The 18,452-nt window shown below is 52.2% G+C and carries 17 protein-coding genes and 1 pseudogene; 2 read left to right on the top strand and 16 right to left on the bottom strand.

What is annotated here, in order from left to right; translation table 11 throughout:
* Positions 1-51: 51 nt before the first annotated feature.
* The 13 genes and pseudogenes from WMO29_RS16000 to WMO29_RS15940 form a co-directional block, all read right to left on the bottom strand.
* On the bottom strand, positions 52-243 hold the full coding sequence (locus WMO29_RS16000; RefSeq protein WP_349165474.1) for a hypothetical protein: 192 nt from the start codon (positions 241-243) through the stop codon (positions 52-54).
* 328 nt (positions 244-571) lie between these two features.
* Entirely contained in the window at positions 572-1,060 is a 489-nt protein-coding gene (locus WMO29_RS15995) for a Gx transporter family protein (protein WP_349165473.1), read from the bottom strand.
* Between the two features lie 118 nt (positions 1,061-1,178).
* On the bottom strand, positions 1,179-1,577 hold the full coding sequence (locus tag WMO29_RS15990) for a NusG domain II-containing protein (protein WP_349165472.1): 399 nt from the start codon (positions 1,575-1,577) through the stop codon (positions 1,179-1,181).
* Positions 1,578-1,704: 127 nt separating this feature from the next.
* A complete protein-coding gene (locus tag WMO29_RS15985; protein WP_349165471.1) occupies positions 1,705-2,775 on the bottom strand; it encodes an FAD:protein FMN transferase in 1,071 nt (356 codons plus the stop codon).
* Positions 2,776-2,801: 26 nt separating this feature from the next.
* On the bottom strand, positions 2,802-3,590 hold the full coding sequence (locus tag WMO29_RS15980; protein ID WP_349165470.1) for an RnfABCDGE type electron transport complex subunit B: 789 nt from the start codon (positions 3,588-3,590) through the stop codon (positions 2,802-2,804).
* A gap of 10 nt (positions 3,591-3,600) precedes the next feature.
* Positions 3,601-4,182 carry an electron transport complex subunit RsxA gene (gene rsxA, locus WMO29_RS15975; RefSeq protein ID WP_178039549.1) on the bottom strand — a complete coding sequence of 194 codons (582 nt, stop codon included), beginning with the start codon at positions 4,180-4,182 and terminating at the stop codon, positions 3,601-3,603.
* A complete protein-coding gene (gene rsxE, locus WMO29_RS15970; protein WP_349165469.1) occupies positions 4,183-4,860 on the bottom strand; it encodes an electron transport complex subunit RsxE in 678 nt (225 codons plus the stop codon).
* Between the two features lie 3 nt (positions 4,861-4,863).
* A complete protein-coding gene (locus tag WMO29_RS15965; RefSeq protein ID WP_349165475.1) occupies positions 4,864-5,487 on the bottom strand; it encodes an RnfABCDGE type electron transport complex subunit G in 624 nt (207 codons plus the stop codon).
* Positions 5,488-5,490: 3 nt separating this feature from the next.
* Positions 5,491-6,411 (bottom strand): annotated as a pseudogene (locus tag WMO29_RS15960) (RnfABCDGE type electron transport complex subunit D); the annotation flags it as partial.
* The gene (rsxC, locus tag WMO29_RS15955) at positions 6,408-7,772 is read right to left on the bottom strand and encodes an electron transport complex subunit RsxC (RefSeq protein WP_178039546.1); all 1,365 of its coding nucleotides are present in this window, start codon (positions 7,770-7,772) and stop codon (positions 6,408-6,410) included. The gene rsxC and the pseudogene WMO29_RS15960, both read right to left, overlap by 4 nt.
* A gap of 352 nt (positions 7,773-8,124) precedes the next feature.
* The gene (locus tag WMO29_RS15950; protein ID WP_349165468.1) at positions 8,125-9,993 is read right to left on the bottom strand and encodes an ABC transporter ATP-binding protein; all 1,869 of its coding nucleotides are present in this window, start codon (positions 9,991-9,993) and stop codon (positions 8,125-8,127) included.
* Positions 9,993-11,720, bottom strand: a complete 1,728-nt coding sequence (locus tag WMO29_RS15945; protein ID WP_349165466.1) for an ABC transporter ATP-binding protein — start codon at positions 11,718-11,720, stop codon at positions 9,993-9,995. Before WMO29_RS15945 ends, WMO29_RS15950 begins: the two co-directional genes overlap by 1 nt.
* A gap of 32 nt (positions 11,721-11,752) precedes the next feature.
* Positions 11,753-12,874, bottom strand: coding sequence for a M20 metallopeptidase family protein (locus WMO29_RS15940; RefSeq protein WP_349165465.1), 1,122 nt, complete (start codon positions 12,872-12,874; stop codon positions 11,753-11,755).
* Positions 12,875-13,156: 282 nt separating this feature from the next.
* Here WMO29_RS15940 and WMO29_RS15935 point away from each other — a divergent pair, with 282 nt between their 5' ends.
* Positions 13,157-14,980 carry a Na/Pi cotransporter family protein gene (locus WMO29_RS15935; protein ID WP_178039542.1) on the top strand — a complete coding sequence of 608 codons (1,824 nt, stop codon included), beginning with the start codon at positions 13,157-13,159 and terminating at the stop codon, positions 14,978-14,980.
* Positions 14,981-15,089: 109 nt separating this feature from the next.
* Here WMO29_RS15935 and WMO29_RS15930 read toward each other — a convergent pair whose 3' ends face one another.
* From WMO29_RS15930 to WMO29_RS15920, 3 genes are all read right to left on the bottom strand, one after another.
* Positions 15,090-15,323 (bottom strand): hypothetical protein, encoded by a 234-nt coding sequence (locus WMO29_RS15930; protein ID WP_178039541.1) that lies wholly within the window; start codon positions 15,321-15,323, stop codon positions 15,090-15,092.
* 112 nt (positions 15,324-15,435) lie between these two features.
* The gene (locus tag WMO29_RS15925) at positions 15,436-16,275 is read right to left on the bottom strand and encodes a DegV family protein (protein WP_178039540.1); all 840 of its coding nucleotides are present in this window, start codon (positions 16,273-16,275) and stop codon (positions 15,436-15,438) included.
* Positions 16,276-16,423: 148 nt separating this feature from the next.
* Entirely contained in the window at positions 16,424-17,707 is a 1,284-nt protein-coding gene (locus WMO29_RS15920; protein WP_349165464.1) for a M18 family aminopeptidase, read from the bottom strand.
* 205 nt (positions 17,708-17,912) lie between these two features.
* On the opposite strand from WMO29_RS15920, the gene WMO29_RS15915 reads away from it, so the two are divergent.
* Positions 17,913-18,416: a DUF5721 family protein gene (locus WMO29_RS15915; RefSeq protein WP_349165463.1), complete on the top strand. Its 504-nt coding sequence runs from the start codon at positions 17,913-17,915 to the stop codon at positions 18,414-18,416.
* Positions 18,417-18,452 lie beyond the last annotated feature (36 nt).

Here is an 18,452-nt window from a genome sequence, read left to right as displayed (position 1 = left end):
CCGCCGCGGGCCCCCCTTTCCTTCTGTTATCCTTTTTATTTTTTTACCGTCTCATTCCTTTTTCCACGTCCATACCTCACTACTGCCACAGAGCTTCCAGACGTCTGTGCCCAGGTTATCGGTTACTTCTGTAAAGATGGCCTTTGCCTGTTCTTCTGTTTCTGCCGGATAGACCAGAAGGGCGTTTATTTCGGATCTTGGAAAACCTGCAAGAAAATAGTCCAAATCTATTTCTGTGATCACAAAGCCAGCCTGTCCCTGTCGATTCTTTTTCAGTTTTTATCGGGTAATAATAAGATTTTACAAGATACTCTGCGGCGACCAAGATGCCGAAAATGATAAGTGCCGCTATGATTTTTCGAACAATATGCCTTTCTTTCATCAAACATCTCCTCACTGTCTTTCTGATAATTTGTAATTTCATTATATTGCCTTTTTTTGGTATTGCAACTGATTTGTTCCTTCCTAGATTTCGGCTTTCGCACAAAATCCTGAATTCTCTCCTTTTGTGGGGATACCCTTTTATTTTTTCATTATTTTTACACTAATTTTCACTATTTTACAGTATTCTTTACTGTCTCCCAAGCCGGTTCAGCACCAGCTGCGCGCACAGGCCGGTGAAGGCTCCGGCGATGCAGCCGGCGGTCATGAGGAAGGGGAGGTAGAAGATCATGCCTTTTCCGGCTATTAACACGGCTACCAGCATCTGGCCGATGTTGTGGAGGACGGCGCCCAGGACGCTGGCCAGCCAGATGGCGCGGCCGCTGACCATGTGGCGGAGAAGCAGCATGCCAAGCAGGCAAAGCAGGCTTCCGGCCAGACTGTAGAGGAAGGTCATCATGCTTCCGCCAAAGAGGGAGCCTAAAAAAATGCGGACCAGTACCACCATCAGCACCTCGCCGGGGCGGTAGCGGTAGACTGCGTAGACCGTCACGATATTGGCCAGACCCAGCTTCGCGCCCGGAATCAGAATGGGATTCGGAATCTGGAGCTCCACCACATATAAAATCAGAGCTGCCGCTGTCAGCAGCGCCAGCTCAGTGAGTTTTCCGGTTGTCATTCTTTTTTCTGATGGATGCTCCTTCATGACGGCCCTTTCTTTTTTAACTACTAAAATATTCTTACCTACCTAAAGATTATATTATATCTTCATCTGGCATTACGAAATATATACATTTTTAGTTCGCCACCGCGTCCAGCCCGGACGCGCCCTCTCCGTCCGCATACTGAATGCTCAGCCGGTTCGGCAGACACACGATGGGCGCAGCCTCCAGCCAGTCCATGTGGACACAGATTTGATCGGGACAGTCCGCTGCTTTCACGCGGATCTGGTGATCCCGGATCTCGATTTCATTGGTTCTGCCTCCGTAGGTCACGGTAAAGGTCTGATCCTCCGCCTGAGCCAAGTCCAGTGTATACAGGATTTTCCCATCCTGCAGGATCTCCACCTGTCTGCCGTGGCTCCGGGTCAGATTCCAGATCATGCCGCCGATTCCCCCAAGGAAGAGCACAGCGCAAAGCGCCGCCACGATGTAAACTGCTTTTCGATTCTGTCCCGTCTTCGTTCCTTCTTCCATTCGAACCTGTTATCCTGTTACTATTCACTCCGTTCACTATAACACGCTGTGCTAAAATAGCGCCTGTGAACAATAACTTTGTTCCTTTCCTGTACTACTTTTCTTCGTTTTTCTGTCACACAGCTCCCTAACGCTCCACAATCTCCAGCCTCTGCGCCGCGTCCCTCATCTCTATCTTATCACGCAGCCCTTCCGTTGCATAGACCTTTCCGGAAGTATCCACCAGAACCAGCTCAAAGCTGTTCCCTTCATCATTTCCATGGATCCGCCAGTACTCTGCCGCATCTGCCTCGCCCATGATATAAAGAGAAGTAGACAGGGCGTCCGCCAGCATTCCTTTTTCCGATACGACGGTCACGGAAAGCAGGCCGGAATCTGCCGGATAGCCGGTGCGGGGATCCAGGATGTGGATATAGGTCTCCCCATTCTCCTCAAAATACCGCTCATAGCCACCGGAGGTAATCACCGCCCGGTTCTCCACCTCCAGCGCCAGCAGCACATCCTCTGTCCCGCTTCCAATGTCAGAGGCGGCGGTAATCTCCGGATTCCGAATTCCGATTTTCCAGTCTGTCCCGTCCGGTTTCGTCCCCAGGGTCTCGATATTGCCGCCCAGGGACACCATACCCGAAGTCACGCCGTACTCCCGGTAAAGCTCCATGACCCGGTCAGATGCATATCCCTTGGCGATGCCGCCCAAATCCACCTGCTGTCCTGAGCCCAATGTCACCTGCGCGCCCTCTATCTGAATCTGCGCAGCGTCCACCAGCGAAAGTGTGCTGGAAATTTCTTCCTGTGTCGGCACCCGATAGTCCCCGGTAGGGAATCCCCAGAGCTGCATCAGCGGGTAGACCGTCACGTCAAAAAGGCCGCCCGTGGACTGCCGGATGCTTTCCGCTTCTTCCAGTAATTTCAAAGTATCCTCAGATATCAGAAAAGATCCCGCAGCATTCAGCTGCGAGATCTCACTGGATTCATTTCCTGTGGAAAGTAAAGCATCCAGCCGCTCGATCTCCTTCATGGCCGCATCCACAGCCTCTTCTGCCTTCGGCCCATATGCGGTAAAGCTCATCACCGTATCCATGGCAAAAAGCTGCTTCGTACAGGACGCGTCCCTGTCTCCTTTCCGGTACTGCCAGATACAGCCCACCGTAATCATCAGAGCCAGTGCTCCCAGAATGACTGACATGCTTCGCTTCATTTTTTATAACCTCAGATATGTATGATTTATACCATTTCGATAACCTTCATCGGACACTTCTCCGCGCACTTACCACAGCCCACACACTTGGTATAATCCACGTGGGCCAGATTGCCGTCCACGGTAATCGCTTCGTGCTCGCACTGCTTTGCACAGATACCGCAGCCCAGGCAGCCTGCGGTGCAGGCCTTCTTCACAGCCGGTCCACGGTCGCGGCTTGCGCAGCGCACCGCTATCTTCTTGTCCGCCGGTACCAACTCGATCAGTCCCTTAGGACAGGCCTTGGCGCATTTTCCACAGCCGGCACATTTCGTCTCGTCTACGATGGCTACGCCGTTCTCCACGCGGAGCGCCCCGAACTTACAGGCCTCCACACAGGAGCCAAAGCCCAGACAGCCATAATCACATTCCCAGACTGAGATACCGGAAAGTACCGCTGCCCGGCAATCATGAATACCCACATAATTGCACCGGACAGAGGTCTTATCACAGCTGCCTGCGCAGTGTACATAGGCCACCTTTTTCTCTGCGGCTTCCGCCTGCACGCCCATGATATCGCCGATTTTCTTTACTGCTTCCGCATTGCACACCGGACAGGCATTGACCGGAGCCTTGCCCTCCACGATGGCTGCCGCTACCGCGTCGCAGCCTGCATAACCGCAGGCACCGCAGTTATTTCCCGGAAGACTTTCTCTTACAAGGCCAACGCGCTCGTCGGTCTCCACTGCGAACTTCTTGCTGACTGCCACCAGAGCTACGCCGATCAGAAGTCCGATTACGCCTACTACCAATGTCGCTATAATAACTTCCTGCATATTCTCCTCCTTATGACAGCGCCAGACCGCCAAATCCCATGAACGCAATCGCCATCAGCGCCGCGCAAATCAGCACGATGGGCGCGCCCTTTAAGGGAGCCGGCAAAGCCTCCTCATCAATACGGCTTCGGATACCTGCCAAAAGAACAATGGCAATGGTATAGCCGACTGCGGTACCGAATCCGGCCAGTACACTTTCCACAAAATTATACTCATTCTGTACGTTGGTCAGGGCCACGCCCAGAACCGCACAGTTGGTGGTAATCAGCGGCAGATAGATTCCCAGCGCCTTGTAAAGGGGCGGGGAGGTCTTCTTGGTAAACATCTCTACCATCTGTACCAGAGCCGCGATAACCAGAATAAAGACAATGGTTTTCAGATAATCCAGATTCAGCGGCGTCAGTACAAAGGTGTACAGAAGATTCGCCACTGCGGAAGCTACCGTGATGACAAAGATAACCGCTGCGCCCAGACTGAAGGACGTCTTGATATATCTGGATACGCCCAGGAAGGAACAGATTCCCAGGAACTGGCTTAATACCACGTTATTCACCAGCGCCGTTGTAATGATAATCAGAAGTAATGATTTCATTTATTTCTGCGCCTCCTTTCCTTCTTCCTTCGCATGGGCACAGGTCGCGCAGCATCCGTCGCAGCCCTGCACCATGGCGTTTGCACGATTCTTGATCTTCAGGGAATTCATAATAATAACCAGAACCGCCAGTACCAGGAACGCGCCCGGAGCCTTGATGAAAATAGCAATAGGCTTATAAGCGGACGGCATCACCTGCATGCCGAATACGGTACCTGCACCCAGAAGCTCACGGATAAGTCCGATGACAGAAAGGGAAATTGTAAATCCGAGACCCATGCCAAGTCCGTCCATGGCGGACAGAAGAGGCGGATTTTTGGAAGCATAAGCCTCCGCACGGCCCAGAATGATACAGTTTACTACGATCAGGGGAATGTAGATTCCCAGCGCGTCATAGATGTCAGGCACATAAGCCTCCATCAGAAGCTCCACTACGGTAACCAGTGAAGCTACGATGACGATATAAGCCGGCAGACGTACCGCATCCGGTATCACCTTCCGAAGCGCGGAGATGACCAGATTGGACATCACCAGTACCACCAGCGTGGATACGCCCATTCCGAATCCGTTCATGCAGGAGGTGGTAACCGCCAGTGTGGGGCACATGCCGAGCATCAGAACCAGAGTGGGATTTTCTTTTATTACACCATTATAGATGCGTTCTGTACAAGGTTTCATCGCTTAATTCCCTCCCTGTATATCATTTTCAAAGAAGTCTACCGCAGCATTCACCGCATTGACTACGGCACTGGAGGAAATGGTTGCGCCGGATACGCCGTTGATCTCGCCGGGCGCGCTTGCTCCGCCGGACTTGAACAGCGTGAATTTATCCGTCTTCACACCGTCAAACTGGCTCTTGAAAGCATCCTCTCCTACCAGAGAGCCCAGACCTGCGGTCTCGTTCAGGACCGTAAAAGAAATACCGGTTACGGTTCCGTCTGAAGCGATGCCTACAGACATCGTAATATTGCCGTCCATACCGTCGCCGCTGGCAGCGCTGATGACATAGCCTGCCACATTGCCGGAAGCGTCTTTTCCTACGATTACTTCATTGATATAAGCCTTACCGAAATCAGTTCCGTATACTTCACCGTTCAGAGCATCCACCTTAGCAGTAATTGCATCGTCATAAGCGAACTCTACTGCGTCCGGGCAGACCTCCTGATAAGAAGCTGCCTTTTCCGCCAGCTTTTGCTCGGCGATCCTGCCCTCGGTCAGCTTGTATACACCGCTTAAAGCCACGCCCGCAATCAGGGTAATGACGCAGAGCGCAATGGCTGCGGCCGGAATCTTCTTTCCGCCCACTTTCTTCTTCCGGTAACCGAATGGCGTCGGAATGGAAATCTCGTCAATGAGCGGAACAAACATATTGCAGATGATGATGGCATAGCTTACAGAATCCGCGGAACTTCCGAATACACGGAATAACGCCGCCAGAATACCGAGCACCACGCCGTAGAGCAGCTGTCCGCCGGACCCCAGAGGGCAGGTAACCGGGTCGGTCGCCATGAAGAAGGCTCCCATCACAATACCGCCGCCAGCCAGCTGCATAAGCAGGTACTGCACATCAAAGCCTTGACCGCCGAACAGAGCAATAAATGCGGTAAAGGATACCAGCACAGACACCGGAATCTCCCAGGTAATGCCGCCTACGATCAGCAGATAAATTCCGCCAAGCAGGAGTCCTGCTGTGGAACAGCCGATAACGCCGTTATTAGCTCCCAGGAAGGTCTGTACCAGGTTCACCGCATTGCCTGACGCCAGATCTGCCAGCGGTGTTGCGCTGCTGACACCGTCTACCGTATAGGTGGACATAACGCCTGCAAAGGAAATCAGCAGAAAGCAGCGTCCGGACAGGGCCGGGTTCATAAAATTATGGCCCAGACCGCCGAAGCAGCATTTGGTAAACAGAATCGCAAATACGCTTCCGAGAACCGGTATGTAAAGGGGAACGCCGTTCGGAAGGCAGAGCGCCAGGAGAAGTCCTGTGACAATGGCACTGCAGTCCGTGATCGTATTCTCTCTTCCGGTTGCCTTATCAAATAAAAACTCCGTCAGAACCGCCGCAGCAATAGACGTAAGAATCGTCACAAGCGCGGAAATTCCAAAATGGTATACGCCCATGACCGTCGCCGGAAGAAGGGCCAGAATCACGTCGCACATGACATGTCTGGTCGTAAGCTTACTCCGCACATGGGGGCTGGAGGATACATTCATCAGTTTACTCATTTCTTTGCACCTCCCTGCTGCGCCTGCGCGGCTCTCTTCTTCGCCATAATCTCAGCCTTGGTTTGCTTGAAGGTCTGCATCAGGGGCCGCTTGGCCGGACAGACATAGGTACAGGAACCGCAGGCGATACACTCCAGGCCATACAGCTTCTTCTCATAGCGGACAAAGCGTCTTCTCTTGGCCGCATCCATCATCTCCTGGGGAGACAGGCCCAAGGGACAGACTCTCATACAGCGGCCACAGCGCAGACACGCTGTTTCCTGCTGGTCTGCCAGCGCCACCGGATCCTCCCCCAGCACGGTCAGCGCGTTATTGTTCTTGCAAATCGGCACATTCAAATCAGCCAGCGCCATACCCATCATCGGACCGCCGCTTAAAAGCTTCTGCGCTTCCTTTCCATCCCGGATGCCGCCTGCAGCCTCCAGAACCTCCGCCATATTTGTTCCGATTTTCACAATCAGGTTACAGGGCTCCTTGACCGCATCGCCGGATACGGTAAAGCCACGCTCCATCAATGGTGTAGACTTGCATACAGCCTGATAAATGGCGTACATGGTCGCCACATTGTCTACCACGCAGCCCGCGTCCGCCGGGAGCATGCCAAGCTTCAGATCAATACCTGCGATGACCTGGATAATAGAACGTTCGCCGCCCTGGGGGTACTTGCATTTCGCCGCGTGAACCTTTAGCTTCTCATCGCCTGCGCAGGCCTTTTCCATGGCTGCGATGGCTTCCGGTTTATTATCCTCTATCAGGAAGACACCCTCTGCCGCCGGGAACAGCTTCAGAAGAATCCGCATACCTTCTGCCAGCTCCATGCTCCTTGTGCGCATGAGCTGATCATCGCAGGTAATATAAGGCTCACACTCCGCGCCATTCGCAATGACATAACGAATCTCATCCGCGTTCTTCGGGGCGAGCTTCACATGAACCGGGAATCCGGCTCCTCCCATTCCCACGATACCTGCTTTCTGTACACTTCCGAGAATTTCTTCTTTGCCAAGTGTCTTGTAATCGCGCTCAGCGCCGATGCCTTCTGCCAATGTGTACTGTCCGTCATTCTCGATCACTACGGACATTACCTTCGCACCGGATGCTGTTCTTCTGTTCTCAACAGCCTTTACCGTTCCGGAGCAGGAGCTGACGATGTTCGCCGATACGAAGCCGTCCGCTTCGCCGAGCAGCTGGCCTGCCAGCACCATGTCGCCCTTCTTTACCACAGGCTTCGCCGGTTTTCCGATATGCTGACTCATGGGAAATACCAGTTCGCCCTGGGGAAGATAGGTACGGTAAGACGCGTCCTTGGCGTAGCGCTTTCCGTCGTCCGGATGCACGCCGCCCTTAAATGTCTTCTTGAACATATGCTTTTTCCTTCCTTCATGCTTTTGTAGCATTTGTCTCGTATTTACTTTATCACACTTGGATTTGATATACAACTTTAGATAAAAAATAGACAATCTTAGAACAATTTCGAGATTTTTTTGACAATATTGTTAAATTTGTATCGAAAACACCATATTTATGTTCACTTTATTCTAGCGCAGAATAGAACCATATTCCAGTTTTTTTTTCAGTACAATTCTGTTTTTTACCGGAATTTCAGAACGAAAAAGATTATTTCTATATCCACATCGTAAAAAAACAGGATATCCTTCCTCTGCATCATCCAGATTTTGGAAATCCTGTTTGTATACAATTTATCTTTCTCCCAATTTATTCCAGTTCGAACTGTCCGGTATACAGCTGGTAATACCTTCCTTTGTCCGCAAGCAGCGCTTCGTGATCGCCCCGCTCGATGATTTCACCCTTCTCCAGCACCATGATAGCCTTGGAATTACGGACCGTGGAAAGCCGGTGGGCGATAACAAAGACCGTCCGGCCATCCATAATAGCGTCCATGCCCTTCTCGATGAGCCGCTCCGTTCTGGTATCGATGGAACTGGTGGCCTCGTCGAGGATCAGCACCGGCGGCTTCGCTATGGCCGCACGGGCAATGGCGATGAGCTGCCGCTGCCCCTGGGACAGATTGCTGCCGTCGCTGTAAAGCATGGTGTCATAGCCGTCCGGAAGACGCCGGATAAAGGAATCCGCATTGGCAATTCGGGCTGCCTCCCGCACCTCCTCGTCGGTGGCGTCGAGCTTTCCGTAACGGATATTATCGGCAATGGTTCCGGTAAACAGATGCGTCTCCTGGATAACCATAGCCAGGGAATGGCGCAGATCATCTTTTCGAATCCGCCGAATGTCGATGCCGTCATAGGTGATGGTGCCGGATTCCATCTCATAAAACCGGTTAATCAGATTGATAATCGTAGTCTTCCCGGCTCCGGTGCTGCCCACGAACGCAATCTTCTGACCCGGCTTGGCATACAGGGAGATCCCATTTAAAATATGCTTTCCCGGCACATAGCCGAAGACCACATTGTCGAATTTCACATCACCCCGGAGTTTCCGCAGCTCCGTCCTGCCGCCCGGCTCCTCCGCCGGAAGCTTCCACGCGAAATGACCGGTGTGCTCCGCGATTTCTTTGAGCGTTCCATTTTCTTCCAATACATTGCAGAGGGTCACATCGCCCTCGTCCGCCTCAGGCTCGGCCTCCATCAGATCGAAGATCCGCTCTGCCCCGGCAAGAGCCGTCAGAATCTGGTTAATCTGGGCCGTAAACTGGTTCATAGGCAGGGCGCTCTGGCGCACAAACACCAGATAGGATGACAGGCTTCCGATATCCAGAAAGCCGTTCAGAGTAAAGATACCGCCCACACAGGCCGATACCGCGTAATTCAGATAGGAAAGGCTGACCACCGTGGGCACCTGCATACCTGTGTAGGTCAGGGCGTCTGTGGACTCCTTCCGCAGATTTTCATTGAGACCGCAGAAAATATCGAAATTGATTTTCTCATGATTGAAGATTTTCTCCACCTTCTGACCCGCCATCATTTCCTCCGCAAAGCCATTAATTTTGCCAAGCTCTGCCTGCTGCCGCTGATAATATTTCCGGCTCCGCTTACTGTTTGTCCGGATAAAAATGCCCATCATAACCAGAAACACCATAACAATCAGAGACAGCCTTACGCTCAGAACCATCATCATTACAATGGTGCCCACCAGGGTCAGAAAGCTCTGGATCGCCATGGCGAAGCTGTTGTTCATGGCCTCCTGCACCGTGTCCACATCATTGGTGAAGCGGCTCATCAGCTCCCCGTGGGTATGGGCGTCAAAATACTGTAACGGCAGGGTCTGCACATGGGCAAAGAGGTCGCTTCGAATCTCCTGCACCACAGTCTGAGCCGATTTGATCATGAGCTGGTTGTAGGCCAGGGTCGCAAGCGCGCCGCAGAAATACATGACGCCCATGGCTGCCACCGCGCTGACCAGACCCTTCATATCCCCAGGCATGATAAAGCGGTTGATGACCGGCTTTAAGAGATAGGTTCCCATGACGCTGGCCCCGGTGCTGATACACACCAGAACTCCCACCAGCAGAAACATCCATTTATGAAGTCCCATATAATGAAGGAGATGCTTCAGGGTATTTTTCGTATTTTTAGGCCGCTTGTAGCCCACATAACTATACCGTGCCATTAAAGCTCCACTCCTTCCTTCTGAGATTCGTATATCTGTTGATAAATTTCACTGCGGGCCAGCAGCTCCTCGTGAGTGCCGATGGCGCTGACCCGCCCATCGTCCAGAATGATAATCTGATCCGCGTGCCGGACAGAGGAAATCCGCTGTCCGATGATGATTTTCGTCATATCAGGCAGAGCCGCGCCCATGCGCTCCCGAATCTTCGCCTCTGTAGCCGTATCCACAGCGCTGGTGGAATCGTCGAGAATCAGGATTTTCGGTTTCTTCAAAAGCGCACGGGCGATGCAGATCCGCTGCTTCTGGCCGCCGGACACATTGACGCCGCCCTGACCCATCTCGGTCTCATACCCCTCTGGCAGCCGTTCCAACACCTCGTCCACGCAGGCGATGCGGCAGGCTTCCTCGATCTCTTCCATGGAAGCGTCCTCCTTTCCCCAGCGCAGATTGTCCAGGAGGTTTCCGGAAAACAGGGTATTTTTCTGCAGTACCATGGCAATTGCCTCCCTAAGATGTGCCATCGGATACTCCTGTACCGGAACGCCGTCCACCTTCACCACGCCTTCGGTGGCGTCATAAAGTCTCGGGATCAGCTGCACCAGTGTAGACTTGGCCGCGCCGGTCTGTCCGATGACGCCCACGGTCTGGCCCGCTTCTATATGGAAGGAAATGTCCGAAAGCACATATTCCTTCGCCTCTTTTTTATACTTGAACCACACATGTTCAAAGTCCACGCTGCCGCGTTCCACTTCGATGTTCCGGACTTTTTCGTCCGTCAGATCCACCTTTTCGTCGATAACCTCCAGAATTCTGGCGCCGGACGCCATCGAGCGCGTCAGCAACAGAAATACATTGGAAATCATCATCAGGGAATTCAGAATTTGCAGCACATAGCTTAAAAATCCCGTGAGCTCGCCCACCTTCATACTGCCCTTCTGAATCAGATAACCGCCAAAAAGCAGAATCGCCAGAATTGTGCCGTACATGACGAACTGCATGGCCGGCATGTTCAGGGCGGCTAACCGAAAGGCCGTCTCGGATTCCTGACGCAGATTCTGATTGCCTTCCTCAAACTTTTCTACTTCATAGTCGCCCCGGACACAGGCCTTGACGATACGCACCGCCGTCAGGTTTTCCTGGATGATCCGGTTCACGGTGTCGATAGCTGTCTGCATCCGGGAATACAAAGGCCGCACCTTCATGGTAATAGTAAACAGGGCTGCCGCCAGGATGGGTAATGCCACAAAGAACACCAACGCCAGGGTATGGTTGATGGAAAATGCCACGCCGGTGGCCACCACCAGCATCATGGGTCCACGGCAGAAGGGGCGCATGCCCATGGACACTGCGTTCTGAATATTGGTCACGTCGCTGGTGAGACGGGTCACCAGGGAAGACGAACGGAAATGGTCGATATTGGCAAAGGAATAGCCCTGGAGCTTCTCATACTCAGCCTTTCTCAATTCCGCGCCCAGCCCCTGGCCGGTCAGCGCCGCAAACCGGGCGCTTCCCACGCCCAGCACCAGCGCGATCAGTGCGCAGCCCACCATCTGCAGTCCCTTCATATAGATATAAGCCCGGTCGCCGCTCGACACACCCACGTCGATGAGGTCGGCCATGATAAGCGGTACCAGCAGCTCAAATACCCCCTCTGTCATAATGCAGACGACCGCCAGGGCGGCGTATCTTTTATATTGATTCATGTAGGAAAATAAGCGTATCAGCATCGTTCTGTTCCTCCGAATGTTGTCCTTCTATCTTACAGGAGCTTTAAAAAGCTCTCCGCCGTCCGCATAAGCAGCCCGTCCGGGTACTCGTAAGTCTCTGTGTGAAGCCCCGGATGCTCCACGCCTGCTCCGATGCCGAAGAACGCCCCCCGGCAATGATTCAGGTAATGGCCGAAGTCCTCACTCCAGCGCATGGGCTCCTGCAGGATGCGGCCGCCACAGACTTTTAATACTTTTTTGGCGCAGGCGCTGTCATTTTCTGTGGCAGGGAAGACGTCCTGCTCCTCTGTCTCCAGGATAAGGCCGTCCTGTGCCGCCAGTTCTTCCGCACGGGTCAGTACCATTTGACACAATTTTTTCAGATCCGCGCCCCGCTCCGCCCGGAGGGTCAGCCAGACCTCCGCTTTCTCAGCCGCCGCGCCGAAGGCTTTTTCTCCCATCTGTACGCCGATGACGGTGCAAAGAGCCATACCGCTGTAGCCGTGTTCTTTCTTATTTAAAAATGACGGAATCCCGGTCAGAATCTGTCCCACAGCCGGGGCCGGGGAGATTCCCAGCTCCGGATAGGCTGCGTGGGTGGGTTTGCCGATAAAACGTAAGGTCAGGCCCTCGGAGCCGCAGGCAAAGGTTCCTTCCTTTGTATACAATTCGCCGAAGGCAAAACCCGGCAGATTATGCGCGCCATAGATTTCTTCGATCTCTTCCTTATCAAAGAGTTCACAGCAGGGCGCCGCGCCCGCGCCGGTCTCCTCGGCGGGCTGGAACAGAAAGAATACATTTCTTCCCGGTTCCCGCCCCTCTTTTATCTGCTGCTCCAACAGAAGCGCCGCGCCACAGAGGGCAGACGCATGACCGTCATGGCCGCAGAGATGGGCCGCGCCGCCCTCCGGTAAGGCCAATGCGTCATAATCAGCCCGGAACGCGACGCCCTTTTTCGCCGAATCCGCCGTGCTGCTTCGGTAAACCGCGTAAAAGCCTCCGCCACAGTCGTGAAGTTCCAAACCGGTATTTTCTTCCAGAAATTGCTTTAAGGCGGCCTTCGTCTTCCGTTCCTGCCCCGAGATCTCCGGGCAGGTATGGAGCCGATGCCGCAGTTCCTTTATCTGATTCTCGATCCGGCTTTTTGCAGTATTCCATTCTTCTGTCTGTTTCATTGCTTCACTCTTCTCTCTTTTTATCCCCTGTCCATCCCGTTTTGCCATGGACTTTTATTTCTTTTCTTCTGATACAGATTTATTTTAGCAGACCCATTTTTCCTTTTCAAGTTTTTAGAGGCTGCGCCTGTTCTTCGGCAGATCCTCCTCATCCTTCCCTGTTTTTGTAAATTTTACATTGAATTTTCATAAAAATGCAGTTAAGGGATTGTAAAACCCGCGTAAATTATCATATAATAGAAATGTTCGTGTAAATGAAAAAAACACTTAGGAGAAAAAACAATGAATGGAATATCAATTATCCTGACACTGTTAAGCGGAGTCGCTCTATTCCTTTTCGGTATGTCCATGATGGGAGATGGACTGAAACGGGTGGCAGGAAATAAGCTGGAGCTGGTGCTCTACAAGCTCACCAGCACGCCCTTAAAGGGTATTCTTCTGGGAACTGCCGTGACCGCCATCATCCAGTCCTCCTCCGCTACCACCGTCATGGTGGTCGGATTTGTAAACTCCGGTATGATGAAGGTGGCTCAGGCCATCGGTATCATCATGGGAGCCAACATCGGTACCAGTGTGACCGGCTGGATCCTCTGTCTGTCTTACATCGACGGCTCCAGCGGCATCGCCCAGCTTCTGTCCACCGCTACCATTTCCGCGGTAGTGGCTATCATCGGTATCATTTTCAAGATGTTCGTGAAGAAGACCACTTATAAAAATGTGGGCGACATCATGCTGGGCTTCTCTATTCTGATGGTAGGCATGCAGACCATGAGTGGCGCTGTCTCTCCCTTAAAGGAGAGTTCCTACTTCGTCAATCTGCTGACCACCTTTGAGAACCCGTTCATGGGTATTCTGGTGGGTATCGCTTTCACCGCCGTGCTGCAGAGCGCGTCCGCTTCCGTCGGTATCCTGCAGGCCCTGTCCATGACCGGCAGCATCAGCTTTGCGGCGGCTCTTCCGATTACCATGGGTATCGGCGTCGGCGCGGCATGTCCGGTGCTTCTCTCTTCCATCGGAACCAATAAGAACGGTAAGCGTACTGCCCTGATCTATCTGCTGAACGACCTGTTCGGTATGATTTTCTGGTCCATTGTATTCTACACGGTCAATACTTTCGTGCATTTTCCGTTCATGGATATGACTATGCGGCCTGTGACCATCGCGCTTATGAACTCCGTGTTCCGTATGGCGACCATTCTGGTATTGGTGCCCTTTATCGGACTCATCGAGAAATTCGTCTTCTGGCTTGTGAAGGATGACCCGGAGGAGCTGGAGGATCAGGCAGACTTCGATCTGCTGGAGGAGCGTTTCCTGGCTTACCCGGCCCTGGCTATCACCCAGAGCCATACCGCTATGAACGGCATGGCCAAAAAGGCCCGGAAGAATCTGAGCCGTTCCTTCGCCCTTCTGAAGGATTTCTCCCAGGAGAAATACAACAAGATTCAGGAAAAGGAAAACCTCATTGATAAATACGAGGACAAGCTGGGAACCTACCTGATGCAGCTGACCGGTCAGCCCATGAACAGCACCCAGACCCAGCAGGTATCCGAATTTCTGCACACCTTAAGCGACTTTGAGCGTCTGGGCGACCACGCCGTCAATATTTCCAAGGTGGCCCTGGAGCTGGCAGAGAAGAAGATCAGCTTCTCCGAATCTGCCCAGTATGAAATCAGCGTATTGAGCGCTTCTATCCGGGAAATCACAGACCTAACGGTAGACGCCTTCTGTACCGACTCTCTGGAGATGGCGAAAAAGGTAGAGCCTCTGCGCGAGCTCATCGGTATGCTCTGTAACGAGCTGAAGAACCGTCACATTACCCGTCTTCGAGAGGGCAAATGTGAATTCCAGCAGGGCTTCGCGTTCAACGATCTGCTGACCAACCTGGAGCGTATCGCAGCGCACTGCTCCAACGTGGCCGTCGCCATGATTGAGACCAACAGCTCTGAGTTCGATACCCACGAGTACGTCAAGAGCGTCCGTCATATGCGGGATGAGGCTTATCAGGAGTGTTTCAATGCTTATGCGGAGAAGTATAATATTGCAGCTCCGGAAAAGAACGAGAAAAGCGAGAAGAAAGAGAATAAAGAAGCTAAAAAAGCCAAATAATTTTACCCAAAAGATTCGCGCAAAAGTGTGCGAATCTTTTTTTACGCAAAAACCGCATGTCGGAATGGCATGCGGTTTTCTTCATCTTCCATATACAAATATTCTGTCCCTACTGCTGCAATGTGTTCACATACTCATCAATCGCCGTAGTGGTGATCGCTACATCTGAGGTATCCGGTTTGTTAGCACTATCGTAGATGGAATAGCCAAGCCAGCAAACCAGCGCCAGCGCTACCAGGCCTGCGCAAAGCTTCACGAGGAACTTCTCGTGCTTTTCTCTTGCCATAATCTGCTTGCGGTTGGCTTTCTGCTCTTTATAACGATCTACTTTTTCCTGACTCATAATCTCGATTTCCTCTCTCACTTTTTCACAAAATCCAGCCGGACTTTGTCCTACTTTTTCTTATTATAGCATAACTTTGTGAAAAAGCCATGAAAAAATTTATTCTTTTTCCTTACGCCACCACAATAATGCCGCCGTCGCTGGCATAGAGGCTGCTGACTCCGGCTGTATCCAGAATCAGGAAATCCTTCACAGAAATCCGTTTTGCGATCTCCTCTTTCACAAACTGCGCCCGCTCGGGACAATTGCAGTGGGAAATCGCCACAATCTTCTCTGCCGGATTCTTTATCTCCTCTGCCACGTAATCGGCCATACGCTTCAGCGCCCGGTTCACGCCCCTGGCCTGATCCTTCTGGCAGATGGTTCCCTGGGGGGTAGCTCCCATGACCGGCTTGATATTCAGGGCATTTGCCACAAAGGCCTTCAGATTACTCAGGCGGCCGTTCTTCCGGAGCGCTTCCAGAGATTCCAGTACAAAATACGTATGCTGTTCCGCAATGTACGCGTCCACGGCAGCAATCACATCCTCAAAGCTCATGCCGGCCTTTTCACAGGCTTCAATCTTCAGGGCAATCAACGTCTCTCCGATGGAGGCAGAGCGGGAATTAAAGATATGGATTTTCTTTTCCCCGTATTCCTCCTCGTACAGCTTCTTACCCAGCTCTGCGCTGTTATAGGAGCCGCTCAGCTCTGCGGAAAGCGTCACCGCGTATACGTGATCCGCGTCGCAGGTATAGGCTTCCAGGTACCGGTGCGGAGACGGACAGGAGGACTTGGGACAATTGGGGCTGGCAGCCACTCTTTTCAGAAAGTCTGCCTGATCAAAGGTCTCATCGTCCACTACCAGATGTCCATCAATATCCAGGGTCAGCGGCACACGTTCAAAATGCCCGTCCTTCTTATAGCTTTCCGGCAGTTCCCCGCAGCTGTCCATGACAATCTTATAACTCATAACGTTCCCATTCCTCCACTGTCTCTATTTTCAACCGCTCAACATCTTCACGGTTTCCATACAAAATCTCATGTTCTTCAAATTATTTTATGTAGTTTTAAATACTACATTACATATTAGCACAACGCTATGAGCTTTTCAATACCTTTTATGATAAACTGTAAAATGCCTGCACCAGCCGCACCAGGCTTTCCTGGTCGGAGGTTCCCATCAGCTCCCGGCTGGAATGCATGGCCAGAAGCGGAACGCCGATATCTACCGTACGAATGGGTAAAATGGAGGACGCGATGGACCCCAGGGTACTTCCGCCTGCACTGTCGGAGCGGTTCACGAATTTCTGATAGGGAATCTCCTCACTCTCGCAGATCTGCTGGACGATGGCCACGGCCTCACTGTCGGTGGCGTAGGACTGACTACAGGCCTCCTTGATGCAGACGCCCTTTCCCAGCACGTTCTGATTGGTGGGATCATGCTTGTCCGTATGATTGGGATGGATTCCGTGGGCCACGTCCACGGAGAGCAGCATGCTGTCCCCGTAGGCCTCCAGAAACTGGTCTCGGCCTCCGTCCAGAGCCAGCAGAATCCGCTCCAGCACCGCCGACAGGAAGGTGGAACCTGCGCCCTGCTTGGTACGGCTGCCGATTTCCTCATGGTCAAAATATGCTGCCACATTGATCCCCCGATCCCTTCCGCCTTCCAGAAGCGCCGTGGTAATGGCCTGCACGCTGGTCAGATTGTCCAGACGGGGTGAGGAAATAAATTCCTCGGAAAGGCCCAGATAATCGCCGGTATCCGTGTTATACAGTCCCAGCTCATACTCCAGGATGTCTTCCTCCTTCACCTGAAGCTGCTCTGCCAGACGGGTCAGGAACTCCTCGGAATCCTCCAGGCCGAAGACCGGAAGCATATCCTTCTGGCGGTTCAGCTCCACGCCCTTATTGACCTCCCGGTTCATATGGATAGCCAGATTTGGGATAGTCAGGAAAGGCTTTTTAAAGTCCACTAAGCGCATCTGGGGATGGAAGACGTCGTCGCTTCGCAGCGCCACCCGTCCAGAAGCAGACAGGGGACGATCCAGCCAGGTATTTAAAATGGCGCCTCCGTAAATCTCCACATTGAGCTGGCGGTAGCCCGCCTTCTTCACCTCCGGCGAGGGCTTGATCCGCAGTCCCGGGAAGTCTGTATGAGCCGCCGCCATGCGGAAGGCGTCACCGGTTCGGTAGCATTTCCCGATGGCAAACGCCACCAGACTGGTTCCATGGTGAACCAGATAGTAACGGCCTCCCTTTTCCAGTTTCCAGTTTTTTCCCAACTGCACTTTTTTAAAACCTGCCTCCTGAAGCTGCCGCTCCACACTGGCGGTCACATGGAAGGGCGAAGTCCCCTCCTCGGTGAGCTGCAGGAGTTTTTCGGCGTGATCAATTTTATTCATAGGGATGTTCCTCCTTTGTCGTGTTTTTCTATCTCACAGTATACATGAATTTTTACTTTCTGTGAACTATTTATCAGAAAGCTTTACTACCTATAAAACGAGTATAAAACGATATTTTCAAATCCAGGCTCTGTTTTCATTGAATTTACGGTTCGTTCTGTGTATACTAAAAACAGACTTTATTCTATTTTCACAGGAGGTTTCTATGATTTCTTTTCAGATGGAAGACATAAAAGCGTTCATGAATAAGCTTTTACTTTCTCAGACCTTCGATGCGTTCCATGTGGTGGAGGGCAGTGTCATCACCTACAGTACCTTCCACTTCGACGGTCATCTGCATCCGGATTATTATACAAAAGAAGAACAGGAAGCCCTGGGCCTTGAAAGCCGCCGCTTCGCGCGCTGGCTGGAACTCCGGCCTTTCTGCCTGGAGCTTATTAAAGGAAAACGCACGCCCCTGGGCTTTCGCTTTACCTTTCAGCTCTCGCCGGAAAATACGGAGAAATTGTTAAACCAGACCGCCTCCCCATTTTCCACAGGGGATGTGAACGGCCTGGCTTTAAATATCCGTTATGAGGACGGTAAAGTCATCTGCACCACCGCCGTCTCGCTGAACTTATTTACCATGGATAAGTCTCTGGAGCACGCCTGGGATCAGATGGTGCAGAAGTTCTTTTTAAAGCAGGAGCTGGCGTTTCAACTCTTATAAGTAGTTATATCCAGGGAAACGACTTATTTTGTCGGC

The sequence above is a fragment of the Laedolimicola intestinihominis genome (assembly GCF_040096155.1).
Classification (GTDB): Bacteria; Bacillota; Clostridia; order Lachnospirales; family Lachnospiraceae; genus Laedolimicola; species Laedolimicola intestinihominis.
Note: the sequence above shows the minus strand (reverse complement) of the source record. Positions and strands in the feature narration are given on the sequence as shown.

What these genes read in the sequence shown, in the direction of transcription:
- WMO29_RS15995 (WP_349165473.1), bottom strand. Translation starts at nt 1,060, where the DNA reads ATGACAACCGGAAAACTCACTGAGCTGGCGCTGCTGACAGCGGCAGCT.
- WMO29_RS15990 (WP_349165472.1), bottom strand. Translation starts at nt 1,577, where the DNA reads ATGGAAGAAGGAACGAAGACGGGACAGAATCGAAAAGCAGTTTACATC.
- WMO29_RS15985 (WP_349165471.1), bottom strand. Translation starts at nt 2,775, where the DNA reads ATGAAGCGAAGCATGTCAGTCATTCTGGGAGCACTGGCTCTGATGATT.
- WMO29_RS15980 (WP_349165470.1), bottom strand. Translation starts at nt 3,590, where the DNA reads ATGCAGGAAGTTATTATAGCGACATTGGTAGTAGGCGTAATCGGACTT.
- rsxA (WP_178039549.1), bottom strand. Translation starts at nt 4,182, where the DNA reads ATGAAATCATTACTTCTGATTATCATTACAACGGCGCTGGTGAATAAC.
- rsxE (WP_349165469.1), bottom strand. Translation starts at nt 4,860, where the DNA reads ATGAAACCTTGTACAGAACGCATCTATAATGGTGTAATAAAAGAAAAT.
- rsxC (WP_178039546.1), bottom strand. Translation starts at nt 7,772, where the DNA reads ATGTTCAAGAAGACATTTAAGGGCGGCGTGCATCCGGACGACGGAAAG.
- WMO29_RS15950 (WP_349165468.1), bottom strand. Translation starts at nt 9,993, where the DNA reads ATGGCACGGTATAGTTATGTGGGCTACAAGCGGCCTAAAAATACGAAA.
- WMO29_RS15945 (WP_349165466.1), bottom strand. Translation starts at nt 11,720, where the DNA reads ATGCTGATACGCTTATTTTCCTACATGAATCAATATAAAAGATACGCC.
- WMO29_RS15940 (WP_349165465.1), bottom strand. Translation starts at nt 12,874, where the DNA reads ATGAAACAGACAGAAGAATGGAATACTGCAAAAAGCCGGATCGAGAAT.
- WMO29_RS15935 (WP_178039542.1), top strand. Translation starts at nt 13,157, where the DNA reads ATGAATGGAATATCAATTATCCTGACACTGTTAAGCGGAGTCGCTCTA.
- WMO29_RS15930 (WP_178039541.1), bottom strand. Translation starts at nt 15,323, where the DNA reads ATGAGTCAGGAAAAAGTAGATCGTTATAAAGAGCAGAAAGCCAACCGC.
- WMO29_RS15925 (WP_178039540.1), bottom strand. Translation starts at nt 16,275, where the DNA reads ATGAGTTATAAGATTGTCATGGACAGCTGCGGGGAACTGCCGGAAAGC.
- WMO29_RS15920 (WP_349165464.1), bottom strand. Translation starts at nt 17,707, where the DNA reads ATGAATAAAATTGATCACGCCGAAAAACTCCTGCAGCTCACCGAGGAG.
- WMO29_RS15915 (WP_349165463.1), top strand. Translation starts at nt 17,913, where the DNA reads ATGATTTCTTTTCAGATGGAAGACATAAAAGCGTTCATGAATAAGCTT.